15 protein-coding genes are annotated in these 22881 nt (G+C 41.3%); 6 read left to right on the forward strand and 9 right to left on the reverse strand.

From position 1 onward, the window contains the following. Positions 1 to 138 precede the first annotated feature (138 nt). From vsple_RS09420 to vsple_RS09430, 3 genes are all read left to right on the forward strand, one after another. Positions 139 to 822 (forward strand): SDR family oxidoreductase, encoded by a 684-nt coding sequence (locus vsple_RS09420; protein ID WP_255230320.1) that lies wholly within the window; start codon positions 139 to 141, stop codon positions 820 to 822. Positions 823 to 1143: 321 nt separating this feature from the next. Then, positions 1144 to 3075, forward strand: coding sequence for a methyl-accepting chemotaxis protein (locus vsple_RS09425; RefSeq protein ID WP_261881852.1), 1932 nt, complete (start codon positions 1144 to 1146; stop codon positions 3073 to 3075). A gap of 215 nt (positions 3076 to 3290) precedes the next feature. Next, the gene (locus tag vsple_RS09430) at positions 3291 to 3914 is read left to right on the forward strand and encodes a response regulator transcription factor (protein WP_261881853.1); all 624 of its coding nucleotides are present in this window, start codon (positions 3291 to 3293) and stop codon (positions 3912 to 3914) included. Here vsple_RS09430 and vsple_RS09435 read toward each other — a convergent pair. The 6 genes from vsple_RS09435 to adhE all read right to left on the reverse strand — a co-directional run bounded on the left by vsple_RS09435 (position 3911) and on the right by adhE (position 14476). After that, complete coding sequence (locus vsple_RS09435; RefSeq protein WP_261881854.1) at positions 3911 to 4792, reverse strand: LysR family transcriptional regulator; 882 nt, start codon at positions 4790 to 4792, stop codon at positions 3911 to 3913. The genes vsple_RS09430 and vsple_RS09435 overlap by 4 nt on opposite strands. A 35-nt stretch (positions 4793 to 4827) precedes the next feature. Then, complete coding sequence (locus vsple_RS09440; RefSeq protein WP_261881855.1) at positions 4828 to 6228, reverse strand: GGDEF domain-containing protein; 1401 nt, start codon at positions 6226 to 6228, stop codon at positions 4828 to 4830. Between the two features lie 12 nt (positions 6229 to 6240). Beyond that, positions 6241 to 6852, reverse strand: a complete 612-nt coding sequence (locus vsple_RS09445; RefSeq protein WP_261881856.1) for a response regulator transcription factor — start codon at positions 6850 to 6852, stop codon at positions 6241 to 6243. Beyond that, positions 6849 to 8018: an EAL domain-containing response regulator gene (locus vsple_RS09450; protein ID WP_261881857.1), complete on the reverse strand. Its 1170-nt coding sequence runs from the start codon at positions 8016 to 8018 to the stop codon at positions 6849 to 6851. Before vsple_RS09450 ends, vsple_RS09445 begins: the two co-directional genes overlap by 4 nt. Continuing rightward, complete coding sequence (locus tag vsple_RS09455; RefSeq protein ID WP_261881858.1) at positions 8011 to 11487, reverse strand: hybrid sensor histidine kinase/response regulator; 3477 nt, start codon at positions 11485 to 11487, stop codon at positions 8011 to 8013. Before vsple_RS09455 ends, vsple_RS09450 begins: the two co-directional genes overlap by 8 nt. Positions 11488 to 11770: 283 nt before the next feature. After that, the gene (gene adhE, locus vsple_RS09460; protein ID WP_261881859.1) at positions 11771 to 14476 is read right to left on the reverse strand and encodes a bifunctional acetaldehyde-CoA/alcohol dehydrogenase; all 2706 of its coding nucleotides are present in this window, start codon (positions 14474 to 14476) and stop codon (positions 11771 to 11773) included. 638 nt (positions 14477 to 15114) lie between these two features. On the opposite strand from adhE, the gene vsple_RS09465 reads away from it, so the two are divergent. Together vsple_RS09465 and vsple_RS09470 are read left to right on the forward strand one after the other, a co-directional pair. Then, positions 15115 to 15753, forward strand: a complete 639-nt coding sequence (locus vsple_RS09465) for a YchE family NAAT transporter (RefSeq protein WP_255230309.1) — start codon at positions 15115 to 15117, stop codon at positions 15751 to 15753. A 128-nt stretch (positions 15754 to 15881) separates the two neighbouring features. Continuing rightward, on the forward strand, positions 15882 to 16718 hold the full coding sequence (locus vsple_RS09470) for an ion transporter (protein WP_261881860.1): 837 nt from the start codon (positions 15882 to 15884) through the stop codon (positions 16716 to 16718). 362 nt (positions 16719 to 17080) lie between these two features. On the opposite strand, the gene asd is transcribed toward vsple_RS09470, so the two are convergent. Continuing rightward, positions 17081 to 18199, reverse strand: a complete 1119-nt coding sequence (asd, locus tag vsple_RS09475) for an aspartate-semialdehyde dehydrogenase (protein WP_255230307.1) — start codon at positions 18197 to 18199, stop codon at positions 17081 to 17083. 504 nt (positions 18200 to 18703) lie between these two features. Between asd and nhaC the strand changes: the two genes are divergently transcribed. Beyond that, complete coding sequence (nhaC, locus tag vsple_RS09480) at positions 18704 to 20140, forward strand: Na+/H+ antiporter NhaC (protein ID WP_255230306.1); 1437 nt, start codon at positions 18704 to 18706, stop codon at positions 20138 to 20140. A gap of 93 nt (positions 20141 to 20233) precedes the next feature. Here nhaC and vsple_RS09485 read toward each other — a convergent pair whose 3' ends face one another. Both vsple_RS09485 and yejK read right to left on the reverse strand, forming a co-directional pair. Then, positions 20234 to 21679, reverse strand: coding sequence for an Hpt domain-containing protein (locus vsple_RS09485; protein WP_261881861.1), 1446 nt, complete (start codon positions 21677 to 21679; stop codon positions 20234 to 20236). 114 nt (positions 21680 to 21793) lie between these two features. Further along, positions 21794 to 22798: a nucleoid-associated protein YejK gene (yejK, locus tag vsple_RS09490; protein WP_255230304.1), complete on the reverse strand. Its 1005-nt coding sequence runs from the start codon at positions 22796 to 22798 to the stop codon at positions 21794 to 21796. Positions 22799 to 22881: the final 83 nt, after the last annotated feature.

The raw sequence follows: 22881 nt of genomic DNA on the forward strand, positions 1-22881 counted from the left end.
TGTACCTACAAAGTGTGAGCTGTCGCCAAGTTCATATAAAGTTCTGTTTTTTCGCTGCTTACTTTGAACTAATTCACACCGATTGCACACTTTTTAACCCATTCTTAGCTAACCACTACTACTCATTTAGGTCTAGGAATGGAAATTAAAAGCTCTATCATATTGGTGACATCTGCTGGGTCACAACTTGGAGGCACCATCGCAAACCATCTTGTGAATTTGGGTGCGACTGTGATTCTTTGCGATATTGACAGCGCTAGCCTAGATGAAACCTACCAAGTTTGTTCTCGCTATTCGACATCTGTTTACAGCTATCCGATAGAACGCTACGACAGCCAAACCATCGTTAAAGTTTTTGACTTCATTCAGCTTACATTTGGTACGACTCCAGATGTATTAGTCAACAACTGGGTCAGCACCCCAATGCCAACGCTCACCGGAACACAACCCGTTAGCTGCTTTATCGATAACTTGTCAGCTATGGCCTCTACCCTTTTTTCATTTGGGCAAGCGAGTGTCGATAGACTGCGCCAAGCGAACAAACAAGGAGTGATTGTGAATGTAATATCTCACGATGACTTTAAAGACATGTCAGGCTTAGAGAGCGCCAACTCAATGATCACAGGCTTCACCCATAGTTGGGCCAAAGAACTGACTCCTTTCAACATTCGTGTTGGTGGTGTGATTCCTGCCATCCATAATGCCGACGGCAAACTCAACAAGTGTCACTGGGCTCAACTTCAAGATGAACTGACCCGAACAGCGGAATACATCATATCCAACGATTACTTTAGCGGTCGAGTAGTCGCGGCTGAGGTCTAAGAGGTCAATCGCTGTTGTGTTTAAATGCAGCGGTTCGAAATACGGTATTTTGAGCTATTGTTTATATAAACACATTTGGGTTGTATGTGATTAACTTTGCTTGAGAGTACGTTTAGAAAACCTGTGTACAACAACTAAGGAAAGTTACATATCCCGTTAAGAAACAGACTTATTTAGCGTAAGAAAACCCCTACAAATCCAGAATTATACTTTATATTCATATAGTTAAAAACAAATTCGGTAAGTGCGTGGTTTTACACACTCCTACATATTTTTTATCTTTGCTACGACATTATTTACCACAGCCAAAGATTTGATCTTATGTTCAACCGTATAAAAAAAATATCCCATAAGTTTTTACTTTTAATCGCTATTAACTCCCTTGCTGCCATTACTATCGCTATTGTTTCGTTCAATTCGATGGATGATATACAAGAGAGCTTCTATTCATTTAATGACCTCAACCATCACGCTATTAACGCATCTGAGATCCAAGAAACCCTTTTGACAGCACGAGTCAATGCTCTTACCTACAGAGTGTCACAAGAAGATACTCATATTGATAAGGCAATCTTACTCATCAATTCGACTCAATTAGAGATGACCAATGCACTTGGACAAATGACAGATCCTAAGGAGAGTGCGCAATCACTAGCTATCATTGAGAACCTTGACCAATACAAACAGTTACTGATGCGCGCCAATGAGCTCTCCGAAATACAAGGGGAATTAGCCGACAATTTAACGATGATTGATCGTGAAACTCGCCAAGTGATTAATGTATTGAAGAAAAATTCTGAACATGACTTAGAATTGTTCAAAGCAACCACTCGCATAGAAAGCCATTACAGAGAAACCATTCAACAATCGACCGAATATTTATTGAGCCACGATTTAGAAGATTACGACAGCTACAAGAATTCCCATTCAAACCTACTAGACGAACTTGACGATTTTAATAAAAACTTTCCAGACATCGAGATGCCTCGTTTAGCGGCATTGTATGGCAGCATGTTTGAGAAGATGACCGAAGTCAAAGATATTCAACGTGAAAACAATGATGTTTGGAATAAAGGGCTTAACGTTACTGGAGCGAAAATAGCTGAACAACTCGAGTTGATCAGCTCTCATGCTTTCTCTTTGCAAAAGAACCATGCTTTGCAAATTCAAGATGAAATTGACAACGCGATTTTATGGTTAGTTGCCATTATCAGTGTCTCAATGCCAGTGGTATTTGTATTAGCTCACTTCATCTCCAAGAGCATCACCCGCCCGGTTGAGTTTGCACGAAATCATACGCATAGAATGGCGTCTGGCGAACTTATCCAATGGTATGAAATTGAAGGTTCAGATGAAATATCGCAAATGAGTGCCTCTTTGCGCGACATGGAAGCTAAGTTTTACAACATCGTACGTGAAATAACTCAGTGTTCTGAATTATTAGCATCAGCTTCCGAAGAACTTTCATCAATCAATCAACAAGTTTTAATCGGCTCACAAGAGCAGCAATTAGAAACTGAGCAAGTTGCTACTGCAATTAATGAAATGTCTGCCGCAATCAATGAAGTCGCTAGTGGTGCAAGTATGGCTTCTACAGAAGCAGAATCAGCAACACAACAAGCTGATATTGGTCACGATATAATGGTCAATGCCATGAGTAAAATTTCTAGTCTTGTCCTTCAAATGGGTGAGCTTAGCCATGAAGTCAGTACACTTCGTGTCGGGACAGAAGAAGTCAGTGACGTAATGGAAGTCATTCAAACCATTGCCGAACAAACCAACTTGCTCGCGCTAAATGCGGCGATTGAAGCGGCAAGAGCTGGTGATCAAGGCAGAGGGTTTGCAGTCGTAGCTGATGAAGTCAGACAATTGGCTCAACAGACTCAAAAAGCGGTTGAGAAAATCGGAGAGCAAATCTCAACATTGCAGAAGAACACACATCAAGTCGTGAGTTCCATTGATGAGAATCAAGCAATGCTGGCTGATACTGTCACTCAAGCTGAATTAGCCAATGATGCATTCTCTACAATCAAAGACCAGATTAGCCAAACCAACAACCTAAATACACAGATTGCAACGGCAACCGAAGAACAGAGTACGACGGCAGAGATGATTAACCAAAGCATTATTATGGTTAAAGACCGCGTAGAACAAACTGTATCTATGACCAATGATAATAACCAAGCTTCCAGTGAACTGGCTAAAATGTCTGTCACTTTAGCGGACAATATCAGCTTCTTTAAACTCAAGTAGTTCTTTAATGTCAGTTCTAGTCGTTACCAATCCGATAGGTTTTCAATAGACAAAAGCATATGGAGATAGAGTGAGTGAGCCACCCACTTTCACTCTATCTTTATCTCTAGAAAAACGGTCACTCGTGATCTTTCCATTTCGTCAAGTGAGGTCTTCCAAACATTCCTTTATAAATTCGATATATTCACCATTTCCTGCATCCACAGAGATTAAAAATGTTAAACACTCAACCTAAACGTTGCTTAGTTATTGACAGTTTTCCACTCATAAGAGAGACACTAACCCAACAATTACTTAGCCTAGAAAATGTCGCTGAAGTGAAAGAATCTAGCTCCATTGCAGACTCTTTATCGCTACTTAAAAAGGAACGCTTCGACCTGTTAACAGTGGATGTGGAATTAGGTCAAGACAGTGGATTTGAGTTGATGAAAAGGGCAAAACAAACAGGCTACCAAGGTAAGATTCTGTTTATCTCAAAGTTTGATTACAACCTACATTCCGCTTTAGCGAAAAAGAATGGGGCTAATGGCTATGTGAGTAAAACAGAGCCAACCTTTATTGTTCGCGATGCAATGTTACATGTTTTACGTGGCTATAATTTATTCAAGCAAAGCGAATCAGATTTCAACATCAGCCCTGATGATCTTTCAAGTAGGGAACTGACCGTTTTTCAGTACCTCGTCAAAGGTTACAGCAATAAGCAGATAGCTGAAATACTCTTCTTAAGTGAAAAAACCATCAGCACATATAAGTCTCGCGTGCTCGCGAAGTTTTCAGCTTCAACGGTAGTTGAACTCATCAAAATTAATGAGATTATCTCACTGAATAGTACCCACTAAACGATAACTTCCTTGATAATACGAATCAAAGCATCGTGTAATGGGTTAGTTCGGTTTACTAAACGACAGCAAGTAACAATAGGAACCTCAAATGCAAATTTACTGGGAACCTCAATACGCTTAAAGTCAGAATTTTCCATGACGCTTTCTAGGCTCATCACGGCCATGCCATTTTGATTCACTAACTGACACGCCACCGCGATATCATCGGTTTTTGCTTGATAATCAAAGAAAATCCCTTTTTTTGCACACTCATCGGTAAATCGGTGATGCTCGTCATTCCAACCAGGGACACGAAAAAAAATAAACGGAAGTTTGACTGCTTCTTCCCATGAATTCACATCGCTAGTCGCGGAAACAACGACAATGGCTTTTGTTGCAACGACACGAGCTTGATAAAGAGACTTTCTACGCGCTTCATTGAAAAAGTTAATACCTACTTGTACACGGTTATCCAAAATGTCATTTTCAGTTTGAGATGACCAAGTTTCAATAGAGATCATGGGGTTGGGAAACTTTGCTCTTATCGCATTGTAGATCTCTAAGCCATACCGCTCCATAGTTAAAGAGTGAATGGCGATACGGATAGTTTCGTTATGCTCAGTAGTAACAAATGATTTCGTCTGGTTTAGTGATTGATTAAGTAACTCTAAGCCTTGATTCACCCCAGGCATAATACTATCGAGAAAATGGGTTGGTTCTAGTACCCCCGCAACTCTCACAAATAATGGGTCGTCAAAATGAGCTCTTAAATGAGCTAAGCGCTTACTTACAGCACTTTCGGTTACCCCCAGTGTATTCGCGACGGCTTTCATACTTCTGTATCGGTAAAGTAAAGAAAGTTCTCGTAGAAAGTTGTAATTCAAGTCGTTGATCATTATTAATTCCAATAACGAAATCGATTACGTATAGCTTAACTTAACTGAGTACTCTTCTCCATAGGTGCGTCGTTCTCTTCATAGTTGTTTTTTTCCTTATATAACTCTGAATCTGCTCGGCTAATTGCAGACTCCAATGATTCACCAATATGCTGCTCTACAACACCTATGCTAATACTGATGTTAATGTGACGAAAAGCTACCTGTGAAGAAGCGACCGAATTATTGAGTTTTTCCGCAAGAATATAGGCCATATCCACATTACAGTTGGGCAACAGAGCCAAAAACTCATCTCCTCCGGTTCGAATAAGGTAGTCACTTTCCCTAAAAATGCGTTTCATACATGAAGATATATGCTTGATCGCCTCATCACCTACAGCATGACCATAGGTGTCATTGATTTTTTTTATTCTGTTTCCATCAATAGCAAGTATAGATAGAGAATATTTATCGGTCAGCTGCTTAAAAGATTCATCTCTGAAAATAGCTCTATTATATAAACCTGTTAACTCATCCCTAGTTGCTACCCTTTCTGCATCTTTCAATTTCTCTCGTTTTATTCCAAGTTCACTCACTTTCCAAAGTAAAGTAAAGACAAAGCAGAAAATTATGCCATTAATCCAAAGTGTATCAACAACCAGTTTTGTGAAGGGGATTTTGTAGATTAACAGAGAGCGATTATCTGTAACGAACTCCAATACATAAGAAAAATCAGAGAATGGGTAATCGCGCTCTTCAATAACTGTCGCATTATAAATTCCTTTTTCAAGAGTTGAGATCTCTTTACCTTCTAAAATTTCTTTACCGTCTACGTATATATCAACCAGATACTCACCAATAATTTCTCCAGAATAGTATACTGGCGTTGTAATACTCAGCGTCGCACGGTTTGATAGCAAGTCTCGATAAATAGGCGAGACAATCACGCGGTCAATGAGTTGATTCTCAGTCGCATTCAGCGTGCAAGTTCCGGTGACTTCGCATCTTTCGAGCGAAAAAGCGTCCTCTTTTACAACTAAATCATCGAAGGATCGGGTAGAAAAGAGCTTTCTGGTCTTAAAAGAGCGATAGAGTATCGTTATGTTCGATTCAATGCTCTGAGGATCAAGGTTTACCATGTGATTCATGGTGTCATAAATAATGGCTTCTTGCGCTGATAATTCAGAGTTAGTTGCACCATATTGATATATAGCAGATGAACCTTTTATCGATATTCCGCTTTGTTCTTTTTGAGTATTCGAGGAACTTATTGCCTCCTCAGTCAACATCCCTAAAAGTATAAGTTTTGATTTGTTGCCAATGAATGAATTTTTGATTGATTGAAACTTTACTGATTCCTTTTCAATAAAATCATTTACTGTATAAAAATTCACAAATACAGATATGAATAGTGATAGCAAAAGAGAGTTAACTAAGTTATCCCTCAGTCTTTTCAACAAGGGCCTCATTTAACATTCGCTCGCTTTGATCAATTCAACAATACTATTTACTTTATATTTATCCAATATTCTTCGTTTATAGGTACTAACCGTTTTAGCACTCAATGACAATACATCCGCTATATATTTGTTTGATTTACCTTGAACTAAGTAGTTAAATACTACTATCTCCCTTTTCGAAAGTTCGGCCTTACCTGAATTATTGTTATTATTTCTAAACTTAAAAATAGAATATCCTTTTGCAATACTATCTATTGCATCCGCGATTAGGTGAAAGTTTTCTGATTTACATAGGTAGCCATCGGCACCCATTTTAAATGCAGTGTTGATGTGAATGGCGTTATCGCTCGACGAGATAAACAATACTTTACCCTTATAGCCATGAGCTTTGGCTCTTCTCAAGAAGTCGAAACCATCAGAATCACCTAAATTCACATCTAAAATTAACAAGTTAATGGGTTTGTTTTTTAATATTTTATGTGCTGTTATTCCATCGTTAACACTTGTTACGGACTCAATATAATCAATACTGTTTAATAATGTTTCAATGGCCACACATACTAATGGATGGTCGTCTACCACCAAGCAGTTCACTAACTCTTTATGTATCACAACTTTCATTCCCCGATTACTGAACATAAAGGTGTTAATTCCTCTATCGGAACAGGTTTACCCGTGAAATACCCTTGACAAATGTCTACACCGAACTGGTGAACCAGATTCCAAGTGTTTTGATCTTCTATACCTTCGGCAACAGTCTGAATATGTAATTTTCTTGCTAGATTGGCGGTTGCTTCTATTATGGTTTTTTTAGTTTCATCATTAATACAATCAGTAACAAAACCTCTATCAATTTTCATCTCAGTAAAAGGCAAATGTGCCAGTTTAATGAGCGATGAATAACCCGTGCCAAAGTCGTCAATCGATACCCCTACTCGATGTAACCGTAGCCTAGCTAAGTTTTTGAGTATATTAATACTATCGTTGTAAACGTCTGTTTCAGTTAATTCAATGATTAAGCTTGCAGGATCTACATTGAATTTCTTACAAGAGCCGAGTAAATGGTCAGAAAAGTGACAGCTGTCTATGTTGGCTTGTCCAACATTGATGGATACAGAACAAGTTATGTAGCCTAAAGAAATATCCGTAAGGGCTTTAGTTAGCACGACATCAAACAATTCATTATCCATTCCAAATTTTTCTATTTGCGTAAGAAACACATACGGAGGAATTAAACCTTTCTGTGGATGGTCCCAACGAACTAAGGCTTCTACACCAACAAGTTTCTTACTATTGAAATCAAATTGAGGTTGATAGTAGTTAATCAATTGTCCTTCACTAATTGCCTCTTTCAACTCCAACTGACTAGGTAAATATAAGTCTTCCATACTCCCTTTCTTTGGTCGGCTATTGACAAAGTCATTGAGTAACTTCTCCAAATCATCACTTTGGCAAGGCTTGCTTAGCTCTCGAACAAAGTCAAATTTCAATTGTTGGCAAAGGTAACCAACCGTATTTAAAACCGAAGCATCAACCGCACTTAATACGACTATCCCTCCGCTATATCCAATTTCACTTAATTCAACAAGCAGTTCAACTCCGTCAATATCTGGCATGTTAAGATCAACAAATATCAAGTCGTACTTATTTTTCTTACCAAGTTGAATCGCTTCTCTCCCTGATAAGCAACTATTGACATCAGTTATTCCTACATCACGTAAAACCCACTCCAAAACATGAAGTTGCAATGGCTGGTCGTCGACTATGAGTATTTTTATGTTATCCATTTTTCTTACACCACGATTTAACTCTAGTAATTTCAATATTCATTTGTCTCTTTAATTCTTGCCTGCGAGTACCGATTTCTGAGGTAACCGCTGTTTCTAATTCGCTAGCGCATTTTCCCAAGTCCTCAACACCAACAGCGAAACAGCCACCTTTAATTCTATGAGCGATTGAGCGTATTTCTTTTTCTGATTCGGCCAAGGTTAACGCCTTAAGATCTTCTTCCATGGAGGCCTCAAATATGTTGGCGATGGTGATCGCTTTCTGCTTGGAGAACGAGTCCAGCCATCCAGTCTCCTGTCGCAATCCTTTCAATTTTTGGTTTTTTATGTTTTGTACATGACTCAAAGGCTGATATAGCTCATCAACTCCATAAGGTTTATGAAGAAGGATATCGAAGGAATTCTGTCCATTTTTCTTTTCAGTTAATCTCGGGTCTTCCGCCGTACAACCGATAATGAAGAGATCAGCTAACTTTTCATTTGAACGAATAATAAACGCCAATTCATATCCATTAAGTATTGGCATATGGCAATCCGTAATCAGTGCATCAAAGTTATTTTCAGGCTGAGTCAATAGCGCGTATGCTTCTTGCCCATTGACACAAACAACAGGAGTAATACCCATTTCTTGCAACTGAATTTTCATTAAATGACGATTGATCGCGTTGTCTTCCGCAACCAGAACCTTCAAATTCAGTGCTTTGAACTCTAGCTGCTCGGCTGTTGGCGTAACTGGTTTTACATTAGAAGCTTCATCTGATTCACGCTTAGTTACGACTGTAATAGGTATTGTTACTTTGATGGAAGTACCGTGGTTTAACGCGCTCTCAGCCATTATTTTTCCTCCCATATTAGTGACAAGTTGTTCGACAATACTTAAACCCAGCCCTGTTCCTCCATAGCTGCGTTCAATTGAATTATCGGCCTGTGTGAATGGCTTAAATGCATCATTGAGTTGAGATGTAGACATGCCGATCCCAGTATCTTTGACAATGAGGTGCAACGCGCTTTCGGAAATGTAACTGCGTACATTGATACTTCCCACTTGAGTAAACTTAATAGCATTCGAAAGTAAGTTGTTTACGATTTGCGTTAACCTAACACCATCAATCATGATGAGATCTGAATCATTCGAAGACACATCGACATCAAACTGCAGGTCTTTTTCCAAGGCCCGAGATTCAAATGGCTTAGTCGTTTCATTCATCAGTTGAACAAAATTCAGCTCTGTAGGCTCAATTGAAAGCTCATTGGCATTAAGCTTTGAGAAATCCAGTATTTCATCGACCAAGCGGTTCAAGTGCACACAGGATTGCTTTGCCAGCGGGGTGACAAGCGCGATGCTCTCATCTTGGTTATAACGCTCAATCATCTCTAGAGAACTACTTAAGGCAGCGATTGGGGTTCTTAACTCATGGCTCATTGTTGCGAGAAATTGCTCTCGCATTTGCGTTGCAAGCTCTGAAGCTTTTTTAGCTTCTATCAATTGCTCTTCATACTGCTTTTGTTCTGTCACATCATTAAGAATAGAAAGCACATAACCTTTACCACTCACCGGAGAGCTAAGGTTTTTCCTCGTCCTTTCAAACTGTTCGATACCAATTGCACAACTCTGGGCTTGGCAACTGTCTGTTACTGACCCACTACTTTCGATGAGTTGTTGAGTACTACACACAGCATGATTGTCATTACTTTTTTGAGATAATAACGAGCAGCCTAAACACTCGTTATCTAAGTATGATTTACAGTTACTTTGCGCAATTTCATCCTGTTCATCTTGAATGAAAATCGTGCTTGGTAGCTCTTCTATGATGCTTCTCAACCACTCTTTTTCTGATTCAGCTGATTCTGCCAGTTGTTGTGTGACTCGCATTTTCAACTTCAAGTTTGCGATTGCAAAATAGATTAACGTGCCCACAAAAAGAATAAACGACAACACGCCACCAGCGATGATATAAACATCATGCTTATCAAACCCGTGCACAACTTTAAATTGGCGATACCCATGCTTTAGTTTCTCTACTTCATTATTATCAATAGTATTGAGTACACTGTTTATTAACGCTTGTAGTAATACGTCGTTTTTCTTCATAGCAAAAACAAGATCAAGCTCAATCGCATTCTCTGGCTCAAGCAAGAATTGATCGTTTCTATCTTGTACTACTAATGATTGCGTTATGTCCTGTGGTAAGTAGGCAATATCTATCTTGTTGTCAGTGAGATCTTTCATAAGATCTTGCACGTCGTTATAGGGAACGACTTCACCCTTCACAACCATTTTTATATATGAAAATTTCTTGGAACTTGAGTTAGTTAATACCCCAGCTTTTGACTTGTTATTTTTCGGTTCAAGCATCCTAGCCACGAACCCAGGGTTTTTAATAACAGGCCAATATACTTGAGTAAAAAAAGGCTCTGACGTAATGTATTTTCCATTATCAATCTTCATACCTTTCACGATAGGAGCAACTTTGATATCTCCCCTCTCTAGCATTTGTAATGCGGTGTAATGATCTGATTGCTTGAATGAAAACTGTATGCCTGATCTTGCTTGTAATAATTCCATAAAATCATGGAAATAGCCGTCTACCTCACCTTTTGAGTTTTTAAATGACAGTGGGTATAGATCAAACTGCATTGAATATTCAATATCGCTCTTGTGGACTTGCTTATAAGTACGTGCTAATTGCTCACTCAAGTGATAAGGGTTCAATGAACGTATAGAAGGTTGATTTAGGCCTTTACTTTCTTTTTTAAGCACTCTATCTATCAATGCAATCAGCTGTTTTTGATTTTTATTTCCAATGGCATGAAGTGTATCTGTCTCTAACCAGTCTAGAGTTTCGACAACGCCTCGAATAACATCATGATTATTGAGGTAGGAGTTGATAGAGACAAAATTGGCAGCAATTGCATCAACAGCTCCGCTATTTACTAATGTGATAGCTTGGTCAAAATTCTGGACTGATATAATGTTCGGTATTTTTTTCTCTTCGAGAATTTCACAATAAAAAGAGCCTTTAACACAGCTCCAATTCAATAACTGTGGAGAGATGAACTGTGCTTTTTTATTGCGGTACCAGATTGCTACGCTGCCATTAAAAAAAGGTTCTGAAAATAGGAACACATTGCTCCTTTCATTTGTATATCGAACACCTAATGCAATATCTACATTGCCTGCTTCTACCGCATCCAATAAAGCATCGACTGATGGGTAAGGCTGATATTCAAGCTCAAAACCTAGTATTTGAGCGATATTCTTCATATAGTCATTGTTGATCCCAAAAGAAGTGCCTGATTCGTAACTTGTGGAATATGGCGCCCATGTATTTGGTAGCAAACCAACAGATATAACACGGTGCTCTGCAATAAACTCACGCTCTTGAGAGTTGAAGGTTAGATTTTCTGTTTGAGAATAAGAAAAAAAAGAGACAACAATAAGGGATGCTAAGAGAATTAACGAACGCATAAAAATACCAAACTTAACTAAGAAAGGTAGATTACCGCCTAGCCAAAGCAAGTCAATTTGGCCGCATTGAAGCGGGATTTATAAGATGTTGATTTTTATTAATTTTATTGAGTTGTGTAGGGGGATTCCTACAACCAAACCATCCTCTCCCTACAACGATTACACACTCAAAACCTCAAACTTGTACATTAAAAAAAAGCCCCAGTCTCTCGACTGGGGCTTTGCTCTTTTCCCGATTGTAGATTAACGTGCTAGCGAAAATCTATCTCAAAACTGAATCTAATTAAGCGTCAGCTTTTTCTTTTTTAGCTTTTGGCGCTTTAGCTTCTGCTGGTTTTTGGTCAGCTTTCTTAAGGATTACAGTAGTACCTTCGAAAGTTTCGCCTTCAACGTAAGCTTGGCCGTGGTAAGACGCTAGTAGTACGTCTTTAAGCTCAGTGATTAGTGGGTAACGTGGGTTCGCACCAGTACATTGGTCATCGAACGCTTCTACCGCTAGCTCATCAAGCTTAGCGACGAAGTCAGCTTCAGAAACACCCGCTTCTTTGATTGACTTAGGAATGTCTAGGTCGCCTTTCAGCTCGTCTAGCCATGCTAGTAGACGTTCAATCTTCTGAGCAGTACGGTCACCAGCTTGGCTTAGGCCTAGGTGGTCAGCAACTTCAGCGTAACGACGACGTGCTTGTGGACGGTCGTACTGAGAGAATGCAGTCTGCTTAGTTGGGTTATCGTTCGCGTTGTAACGTACCACGTTTGAGATTAGTAGTGCGTTCGCCAGACCGTGTGGTAGGTGGAACTCAGCACCAATCTTGTGCGCCATAGAGTGACAAACACCTAGGAATGCGTTCGCAAATGCGATACCAGCGATAGTTGCCGCGTTGTGTACTTTCTCACGAGCGATTGGGTCGTTTGCACCGTTCGCGTAGCTTGAAGGTAGGTACTCTTTAAGCATCTTAAGTGCTTGTAGAGCTTGACCGTCTGAGTACTCGTTCGCAAGAACAGATACGTAAGCTTCCAGAGCGTGAGTTACTGCATCGTAACCACCGAATGCTGTTAGAGACTTAGGCATGTTCATTACTAGGTTAGCATCAACGATAGCCATGTTTGGCGTGATTTCGTAGTCAGCTAGTGGGTACTTCGCACCAGTCTTGTCGTCTGTAACAACCGCGAATGGCGTAACTTCTGAACCCGTACCTGAAGTTGTAGTGATACATACAAGCTCAGCTTTCTTACCCATTTTAGGGAACTTGTAGATACGTTTACGGATGTCCATAAAGCGCATTGCTAGTTCTTCGAAGTGAGTTTCTGGGTGCTCGTACATTACCCACATGATCTTCGCAGCATCCATTGGTGAACCACCACCTAGAGCTAGGATTACGTCAGGTTGGAAGCTCTTCATTGCTTCTGCACCTTTCTCAACAACAGATAGTGTTGGATCCGCTTCTACGTCGAAGAATGTTTGAACTTCGATACCTTGCTCTTTAAGCAGTTTAACTACTTCGTCAGCGTAACCGTTGTTGAATAGGAAACGGTCAGTTACTAGGAATGCGCGTTTCTTACCTTCTAGGTCGCTCATTGCGATTGGAAGGCTACCACGACGGAAGTAGATAGACTTAGGTAGTTTGTGCCACAACATGTTTTCAGCTCGCTTAGCTACAGTTTTCTTGTTGATAAGGTGCTTAGGACCTACGTTCTCAGAGATAGAGTTACCACCCCAAGAACCACAACCAAGAGTTAGAGACGGTGCTACGTTAAAGTTGTAAAGATCACCGATACCACCGTGAGTAGTTGGGATATTTACAAGGATACGTGCAGTCTTCATCTTGTCACCGAAGTAACGGATGCGGTCTGCGTTAACGTCTTGGTTAGTGTAAAGACCAGATGTGTGACCGATACCACCGATTTCAACCATTGTTTCCGCTTGGGCAACTGCGTCTTCGAAGTTGTCAGCACGGAATAGACCTAGAGTTGGAGACAGTTTCTCGTGAGCGAATTCGTCATCGTAAGAAACTTTACCTAGACCTTCACCTACAAGAACTTTAGTGTCAGCAGGAACTTTAACACCAGCCATTTCAGCGATTGCTGGAGCAGGTTGGCCTACGATTTTCGCGTTCAGGTTACCGTCGATTAGAAGTACTTTACGTACTTTGTCAGCGTCAGCTTTAGATAGAACGTGAGCTTTGTGAGAAGCGAAACGCTCTTTTACTTCGTCGTATACTTCGCTAACTACGATAGCAGCTTGCTCAGAAGCACATACTACGCCGTTATCGAAAGTCTTAGACATAAGGATTGAAGCAACAGCACGTTTGATGTCAGCTGTTTCATCGATAACTACAGGAACGTTACCTGCACCTACACCGATAGCTGGCTTACCAGAAGAGTATGCGGCTTTAACCATGCCTGGACCACCAGTTGCAAGGATAAGTGCGATACCGTCGTGCTTCATAAGAGCGTTAGAAAGCTCTACAGATGGTTGGTCGATCCAACCGATGATGTCTTTTGGAGCACCTGCTGCTACTGCTGCGTCTAGTACAAGTTTCGCTGCATCGTTTGTAGAGTTCTTCGCACGTGGGTGTGGCGAGAAGATGATGCCGTTACGAGTTTTAAGTGAGATAAGAGACTTAAAGATCGCAGTAGAAGTTGGGTTAGTGGTTGGTACGATACCACAGATGATACCTACAGGTTCTGCGATAGTCATTGTACCTAGGTTGTCATCTTCTTCTAAGATGCCACACGTTTTTTCGTCTTTGTATTTGTTGTAGATGAATTCTGACGCGAAGTGGTTTTTGATTACCTTATCTTCAACAATACCCATTCCAGATTCTGCTACCGCTTGTTGAGCTAGCGGGATACGAGCATGGTTAGCTGCAAGAGAAGCTGCGCGGAAGATAGCATCTACTTTTTCTTGAGAGAAAGTTGCGAACTCTTCTTGTGCTGCTTTAACGCGTGCTACTAGAGCATCTAGTTCAGCTAAGTTAGTTACAGGCATGGTGGATCTCCTAAAATAATAAATATTAAAAACTTTTTATTAATTTCACTGTGTCGTCACTCGGTTGCCAACAGCGTTCTTAGTAAATTGCTTTCGGAACTGAGTATATTATTTCAGTGTGTGAAAAAAATTGACCCAGATCAGTTACCCAAAAAGAATTAACCAATAAGTGGTAAGGCAATCGCAAAAATATCCATAAACTCATGATTTATATAGACTAATATCACAATTCACACTCGTATAAAAAACAAGCACATAGATATTTTTTTTCTAATTAATGTCATATTCTGTAAAAAAGTTTCATTTTTAATCAGCTCAATTACATGTACACGGCAAAAATTGTGCTACTGAGAGTATATCCATCCCATTGCAACGGATGACAAACTGTCATAATTTTTATTAAAAGCGTGCGCGAGCTAACATTTGGTTCAAATCAAATTACAATACGAAACACCAAATACCACCTTGCAACATTCAAACTACAGATCTATCACTCAATTAGTTTTTCTAAAAACCAGCCCCCTTTTCAGGTTAGTTTTTTTCATTCGCACTCTTTGAATTTGTCCCTTACATTACGCACTCTGATATAAGTCAGATCAACGTCACTTTACTATTCACGCTAACTGGAGATCGCTCTCATGCAAGGTTTAGAACTCGCAATCTTTCTGCAATTCTTCCTTGGGCTTGTCGCTGCTGTAAACCCTATCGGTATCATGCCTGTTTTCGTTTCTCTCACGGCTCATATGCCACCTGAAGAGAAAAATCGAACAGCGCTACAGGCTAACGTCGCAGTAGCGGTTATATTGATTGTGTCATTAATAGCAGGACAAATGCTGTTGGACATGTTCAGCATATCTTTGGACTCGTTCCGAGTTGCCGGTGGTTTACTGCTTCTTAGCATTGCGTTTTCAATGATGAGCGGCAAGTTGGGTGAAGATAAGCAGAACAAGCAAGAAAAATCGGAATACGTTAGCCGCGAGCAAATCGGTGTTGTCCCTCTTGCAATGCCTCTGATGGCAGGGCCAGGTGCGATCAGTTCAACTATTGTTTACGGTTCTCGCTACCCAGCAGCCATTGACACCATAGGTATCGGTATCAGTATCGTCGCTTTTGCAATTTGCTCATGGTTACTGTTCCGCTCCGCACCCGTGATTGTAAGGTTCCTAGGTCAAACTGGAATCAACGTGATCACACGTATCATGGGTCTGATCCTTGGTGCTCTGGGTATTGAGTTCATCGCCAATGGCCTTCGTAACCTATTCCCTGGTTTAGCGTAATCAAGAATACGTTTAACCAGCGCTGATACCCATATCGAGGCGAGTAAAGTATAGGCTTTCACTCGCCTCATTTATGTCAACCAAGTATGATATTGAGTAGGTCATTATAAAAAGTACTCTTTACCATCATGTCTCGACACTCTCTTAAACATCACCTATATATCATCATTTTTGGTACACACACCCGAGCAGGGCGTATCTTTGATATCTCATTGCTCGTAGCGATCATTGCTTCTTTAGTAGTTTTGATTCTTGAATCACTGCCTATGATGAAAAATTGGTCACAAGAACTGCGTTATATTGAATACACATTTACCGCGCTGTTTACCATTGAGTATCTATTGAGACTGTATTGCTCACCCAATCCTAAATCTTATGCCACTAGCTTCTATGGCGTTGTTGACCTCCTTGCGATTTTGCCCACCTATTTAGCGATACTCATCCCTAGTGCATCGTTCATGGGCGTGGTCAGGCTGCTGCGGGTAATGCGTATATTCCGCATCCTAAAGCTCGTTCGCTACCTGCAAGACTCCAACATCCTTTTGCGTTCGCTGCTGATGGCTAGGCGTAAAATCCTGATATTCTTCAGTACAGTTGGAATTTTGGTTACCATTTTTGGGTCGCTCATCTTTGTTATCGAAGGGCCTGAGAATGGATTTACTAGCATTCCCCAAAGTATTTATTGGGCCATTGTTACAATTACAACGGTTGGATACGGCGATATCATTCCACAAACCGTGCTCGGCAAAGCCATTGCATCGCTAACCATGCTATTAGGTTACTCAATCCTAGCTGTACCGACTGGTATTATTACCGCTGAATTGAGCAATGAAATGAATGCACATAAGCAGCTAGTGAAATGTCCCAACTGCAGTCGCTCAGGTCACGACTCAGATGCCCTTTATTGCAAATATTGCGGTGGTGAATTGGCTGATCCAGATAAACGAGTTGTGGTTGAGGATTGAGTAGGAGCGGATTCGGGATTCGAACGGCGAGATGCGAAAAGATTTAGAAGCAGATACGAGATTCGGGTAGCGAGATCCGAATAACGAGATTCCCGACTACGCTCCTTCGTCGCTATCGGGAATGACGTAGGTTTGGAGGTAATCTCTCGTCATCCTCAAGAGTGAGGAACGAACGAGTTGGGGATCTTTGTTCTTTTTAGTGTGAAGGACAAGTTTCAATATCTAAACAGATTGAGCCTTAGATAAACTGGCCTCCAGTGGTCAAAAAAGCCGATGTATAAACACCGGCTTTAGACTTTCATTAAGCGACGAGTTTAAAAAGGGCAACGCCCCTCTCACCTCAAAACAGAGAACTCTTTATACTACGCCTTCTCAGCAAGGATGATGCGTAGAGTACGACGTAGAGGTTCTGCAGCACCCCATAGTAGTTGGTCACCGACTGTGAATGCGTTTAGGAAGTCGTTACCCATAGACATCTTACGTAGACGGCCTACTGGTACAGACATAGTACCTGTTACTTTCGCTGGTGTTAGCTCTTGAGCCGTAATATCACGCTCGTTTGGAATCACTTTAACCCAGTCATTGTGCGTTGCGATGATCTCTTCGATCTCGTCCATTGGAACGTCTTGCTTAAGCTTGATGGTCAGCGCTTGTGCGTGACAACGCATCGCACCGATACGTACACAAGTCCCATCGATTGGAATCGGTTGACCGTCTAGACCGAGGATCTTATTCGCCTCAACGCCCGCTTTCCACTCTTCTTTGCTCTGGCCATTTTCGCGCTTCACATCAATCCAAGGGATTAATGAACCTGCAAGAGGCGCACCAAATTGATCTGTCGGGAAAGATTCTGAGCGGATGGTGTCTGCAACCTTCTTATCGATATCAAGAATAGAACTCGCAGGGTTCGCAAGCTCAGAGCTTACGCTGTCGTTGATAACACCCATTTGTGAGATCAGCTCACGCATGTTCTTAGCACCCGCGCCAGAAGCTGCCTGGTACGTCATTGCGCTCATCCACTCAACCATGCCTTTTTCGTAAAGACCACCTAGCGCCATAAGCATTAAGCTGACCGTACAGTTGCCGCCAACAAACGTATTGGTGCCACTGTGAATGCCTTGTTGGATTTGCGCCAAGTTCACTGGGTCAAGAGTAATAATAGAATCGGCATCCATACGTAAAGTAGATGCTGCGTCGATCCAGTAACCTTTCCAACCTGCTTGTCGCAATGCCGGGTAAACTTTTGATGTGTAGTCACCGCCTTGACATGTAATCACAGCATCAAGTTGCTTTAGGCTATCAATATCGAATGCATCTTGCAGTAGACCCGCATCTTTACCACCAAGAACAGGGGCTGGGATACCGATTTGAGATGTACTGTAATAAACAGGTTCAATCAGGTCGAAGTCTCGTTCTTCCACCATACGTTGCATTAGTACAGAACCAACCATACCACGCCAACCAACTAGACCTACTCTCATCTCGAACTCTCCATGTTTAAAAATTAATTTACTCCCCCATCTTTAGTTTTTCAGTAACAGAACTCAAGTGCTTTTTGTCAAAAAGTGTAACTTTTTCGTTTCTTTTCGGTGAACGTAATGAATATACGAGTTATCTAGGATCAGATTCACTCAGCTAAAGTACAGAAAGCACACACCAAATGTCTTTTCTCAGGTTTTCGAACGACCATTTAGCTCAAACTAAAATCAATACGCACAAATTCCAGTCAGAAGTTATCTCTACAAAAAGCCAAAACACGAAATAATCGTTCACATGACGAAAATAACGTGCAACAAAAATCAACATTATTAAATCATTAATTTAACAAATAACCAGTTTTTGATACTAAAAACGAGATATTAATTAGTTAAATATCACAACTTTAATGTTATTTTTCGATATAATCATCTTATTAATGTAGTGTCCAATTCGTACCCCCACACTATAACGAAGCACTATAATGCTCGAAATAATAAGAGGCTTTTATGCAGCAGAGTAAAACTCGCCTACCGAACTTGATGCAGGTTTTCATTTCGTTAGGGCTATTTTTATCCCTCGCGTTTTCTTTTACAGCGAAGCTTGATCTTCCTATCCAACTCGCGCTGTACATCGGTTGGTTTATCATCATGGTTTTAGGTATTCGACTAGGCCATCAATACAAAGACTTAGAAAAAGCCGCACTCAATGGGATCTCTAATGGCTTAGGCGCTGTTTTAATACTTTTAGCGGTAGGTGCGTTAGTGGGTACATGGATCTCTGGCGGTATTGTTCCGACCATTATCTACTACGGTTTGAAAGCAATTCACCCGTCAATTTTCCTACTCGCGACAATGATCATCTGTTCATTGACAGCACTCGCGACGGGCACTTCGTGGGGCGCTGCAGGTACAGCAGGTATTGCGATGATGGGTATTGGACAAGGTTTAGGTGTTCCAGCCCCAATAACTGCAGGTGCTGTACTTTCGGGTTGTTACTTTGGTGACAAGATGTCTCCACTGTCTGACTCAGTCATCCTTGCTTCTTCAATGTCTAACGTAGAAGTGGTCGAGCATATTAAAGGTATGCTGCCAGTTGCGCTCATCAGTTACATCATCACTGGCGTTATGTTTACAGCGTTTGGCTTCCACTACGCAGGCAACGTTGACATGAGCCAAGTTGAGTCTGTGATCAAGGCGATGGAAGTACAATTTTACATCACCCCTTACTCTTTCGTTCCTGTTCTAATTGTATTGGGGCTGCTTGCATTCCGTATGCCTTCATTCCCAGTGATTAGCTTCGGTTCTCTGCTTGGTATTATTTGGGCAGTGATGATTCAAGAGATCGACTTCCTGACGGCATTTAATACAGCTTGGGCTCCGTTCTCTATCTCTTCCGGTGTCGAATTTATCGATTCAATCTTGAACCGCGGTGGCATGTCTTCAATGCTAGGTTCAGTAGCCGTGATTGTGTTTGGTTTAGGCTTTGGTGGTTTGCTCGATAAAGTGGGCGTACTAGAGACAATTGCAAAAGTGTTCGAGCGCCGCGTAAAAAGCGCAGGCTCATTAGCCACCAGCACCATTGGTACGGCTTTTATGGGTAATGTATTTGGTTCTGCAATGTACGTATCTCTAATTCTTACTCCAAAAATCTGTGCGAAGAACTACGACCGTTTAGGTTACCAACGTAAGAACCTATCACGTAACGCAGAGTTTGGTGGCACCCTTACCTCTGGTATGGTTCCTTGGAGTGATAACGGTATCTACATGGCGAGTATTCTGGGCGTTGCCACTCTGTCTTACGCTCCGTTCATGTGGTTGAGTTTCATCTGTATTATCGTAACTATCGTGACCTCTTACATGGGCTGGTTTGTAGATAAATGTGAACCTACAGCATCCACAGTGGAAACTGAAGAAACGCTAGAGTTGAACAAACAACAAGCTTAACCTCGCTCTCCCTCAAATGAAAAAAGAGCAACCACACTTGGTTTATTCCTTAAAAAGAAACCAGTGTCGTTGCTCTTTTATTTGCGCGGTTCTTTATGCGTGTTGGGATATATGATCTTTAGCCGCTTCTACCGTCGCATCAATGGCGAACTCCAATTCTTGCAATTCGCTTTCCTCTATCGGCTCAGACTTTTTCATCTTAGCTTCAACACGGGTCGAAACTTTAGCCAATCTTGATGCTTTGATACTACCAGCGACACCTTTTAAGCTATGCACAACACGGGCTGCTGCCACTGTATCGTCGGTTTTTAGCTCCATGAACTTGTTGAAATCATTGGCATGGTCTTCCACAAACACGCTCAAAAGTAATATCACCGATTCATGATCACCATCTAGAGTCTCAAGCATCTCCTCTATTTCAATCACTGGATTGTCATTGTCTGTATCAATAAATACAGCGCTCTGTTCTTTCTGTTGCAGTGGAATCACGTTTTCCAACGCTACTGAATCAGCAGCCGGTGTCGATATTGGATGATTAGACACTGACCCACCCGCCTCAACCACAGTACGCTCACTTGTCCTTTCTTCAAAAGTTGAGGTCTCAATCGTCGGCTTGTGCTCACTTTCAGCGGAGGTTGAATCACTTTCCACATAGCCTTTGAGTTCTTGCGGTTCTGAATTCTGTGTGGATGAGGTATCAATCGACTGGTTGTCATCAGACAGTGGTTGTTTATACTCATATGCTGTAGATGTGACCGATGTAAGGCGCACAAAAGCCAAACAGCCGAAGGCAAGAACACTTAAAACAGCCAGTGAGGTCAATATATAAAATTGACCTGAGTAGTATTGATTTTCCAGTACGATAATCTGCTCATTGACAGAGTTCTTTTTGATTCTATCAACCAAGTAATTGAGTTGAGCGTAATTTCCCAATAGTGAAGCAGCATCCGCGAGCAGTTGTTGCATCGCGTCTTGTTCCCCCTCACCCAACTGATAGGAGCGGTCTAAGATTGAATCGAATGCGCGGTAGATAGAAGAAGAGGTATGATTTTCTGAATACATGGCTTGGAACACGACAGTACCGAACTGATTCAACAGTGACTGCATTTGCTCAGAAGTATTTGAATCACTTCTCAACGCCTTAATATCTTCGACCAGATACTGAACCTGACTCTCTATCGGTATAAATTCATTAAACTTTTCTAAGAACTGGTCAACAACGTAAAGCAGTTGGTTTACATCTGGGCGAAGCCACGCGTTTTTGTAATCGGATTCAACTTGTAATCTTAGTGAATAAACGAGTTGAGCATCAAGTGCCATGTCGTTGATTCTTGAGACACGAAGTGGCTCTGAAAAATAGAGTGACTGCCTAAGTTCAGTCACACGGATGCCTAGCTCTTCAATCTGTTCGAGTGACTGGTTATAGGCACGACTTAAGTTCAGTAGCATCAGGGCTGGGATAAGCCAAGCAATAAAAACAACCGCGATGATTTTTGTTGTTCTTTTCACTGCAGACTGTGGTCTCATAGATAATTCCATCGACATTCCTTGTTGTGGTTCAATGATTCGACGAGACAGGCATCGACAGGGGCAACAGAGCCCCAAAACAAGTGAAGTAGCAGCGTCCTGCTGCCACTCATGTTTAACTTAACTCTATGACTTATTTCTAGTCAACTGATCACGTAAGTTCGGTGGTGTGCCTTTAATCGTCAGTGTATCTGTTTCCGGATCGTAAAAAATACGCTCTCCAAGCAGCAAACTATCAAAACTTACGTTCAAACCACCACCTGCGCCAACAAACTTGGTCAGCTTGCGCATTGTGGCGCGGTCAGCAGGGAAACTCTCTTCAAGCTCATAACCCTGTTCACTGGTGTAATCTAAAAAGCTAGTACCGTCTGTGCTTGGAGGAAGCTCTCCAGAAAGCTCACGTACCTGAACCTCATCACCCGCTTTTAGTTGTTCATTGCAGTAATCAGCTACCTGTTTTTTGTAGCTGATCGCTTCTTCTTTCTCTAATTTAGAGTCAGAAACGAAATCTTCTACTGCCTGCATCAGCACTTGGTTCTGTTGCTTAGCATCCAAACCGACTTCAGCTTGCAAAAAGTCGAGGAAGAAGTCTGCCACTTTACGGCCAACACGACCTTTAATGTAGGCAAGGTAGCGGTTCGACTCTTTATCCGTTTCATACGTCGACAGATCAAGGCGAGCCGCAATGTCCATTTTTGAGATATCTAGGTAGTCTGTCGCGCTGATATCAAGGCCTTCGGTCACTTTGAGGCTCTGGTTTGATGGCAGTAGGCCGATGAATAGGTAGTCTGTCGCAAGCGACTGATATTCTGCTAAAACCAGTGTCCCTTCATCAGCAAATGGGTATTTTGAGAGCTCTTCTTTCAGGCGTTGAGCACTTTTTTGTGAGAAATCGTAGAAATTTGTCTCGCCCTTACGAAGTTCATGCAACCACTGTTGAAATTCGCTGTCGGACTTAAATGAACCAAACCCTTTACCAGGTTTAGAGTTGAAAACGCGATGCAGTTCAGCCACTAAGCTTTCAGATGAAGCGTCGTTGTCGAGAGACTCAGCACGGAAGTTAACAATCAGTTCATCCTGATCGTTCTTGCTCAGCTGGTGTAAAATTACGTTGGAAAGATGAAGGCTCATAATGAAAATATTATCGTTCAGGTTTCAGTTGTCGTGAATTGTAGGTTATCATAAGCCGCTTTTACTATCATTATTAGAGTCCT

It is taken from the genome of Vibrio pelagius (assembly GCF_024347575.1).
GTDB lineage: Bacteria > Pseudomonadota > Gammaproteobacteria > Enterobacterales > Vibrionaceae > Vibrio > Vibrio pelagius.

What these genes read in the sequence shown, in the direction of transcription:
- asd (WP_255230307.1), bottom strand. Translation starts at nt 18,199, where the DNA reads ATGAGAGTAGGTCTAGTTGGTTGGCGTGGTATGGTTGGTTCTGTACTA.
- vsple_RS09470 (WP_261881860.1), top strand. Translation starts at nt 15,882, where the DNA reads ATGTCTCGACACTCTCTTAAACATCACCTATATATCATCATTTTTGGT.
- vsple_RS09430 (WP_261881853.1), top strand. Translation starts at nt 3,291, where the DNA reads ATGTTAAACACTCAACCTAAACGTTGCTTAGTTATTGACAGTTTTCCA.
- vsple_RS09485 (WP_261881861.1), bottom strand. Translation starts at nt 21,679, where the DNA reads ATGGAATTATCTATGAGACCACAGTCTGCAGTGAAAAGAACAACAAAA.
- vsple_RS09450 (WP_261881857.1), bottom strand. Translation starts at nt 8,018, where the DNA reads ATGGATAACATAAAAATACTCATAGTCGACGACCAGCCATTGCAACTT.
- vsple_RS09455 (WP_261881858.1), bottom strand. Translation starts at nt 11,487, where the DNA reads ATGCGTTCGTTAATTCTCTTAGCATCCCTTATTGTTGTCTCTTTTTTT.
- vsple_RS09420 (WP_255230320.1), top strand. Translation starts at nt 139, where the DNA reads ATGGAAATTAAAAGCTCTATCATATTGGTGACATCTGCTGGGTCACAA.
- nhaC (WP_255230306.1), top strand. Translation starts at nt 18,704, where the DNA reads ATGCAGCAGAGTAAAACTCGCCTACCGAACTTGATGCAGGTTTTCATT.
- vsple_RS09445 (WP_261881856.1), bottom strand. Translation starts at nt 6,852, where the DNA reads ATGAAAGTTGTGATACATAAAGAGTTAGTGAACTGCTTGGTGGTAGAC.
- yejK (WP_255230304.1), bottom strand. Translation starts at nt 22,798, where the DNA reads ATGAGCCTTCATCTTTCCAACGTAATTTTACACCAGCTGAGCAAGAAC.
- vsple_RS09435 (WP_261881854.1), bottom strand. Translation starts at nt 4,792, where the DNA reads ATGATCAACGACTTGAATTACAACTTTCTACGAGAACTTTCTTTACTT.
- vsple_RS09465 (WP_255230309.1), top strand. Translation starts at nt 15,115, where the DNA reads ATGCAAGGTTTAGAACTCGCAATCTTTCTGCAATTCTTCCTTGGGCTT.
- vsple_RS09425 (WP_261881852.1), top strand. Translation starts at nt 1,144, where the DNA reads ATGTTCAACCGTATAAAAAAAATATCCCATAAGTTTTTACTTTTAATC.
- adhE (WP_261881859.1), bottom strand. Translation starts at nt 14,476, where the DNA reads ATGCCTGTAACTAACTTAGCTGAACTAGATGCTCTAGTAGCACGCGTT.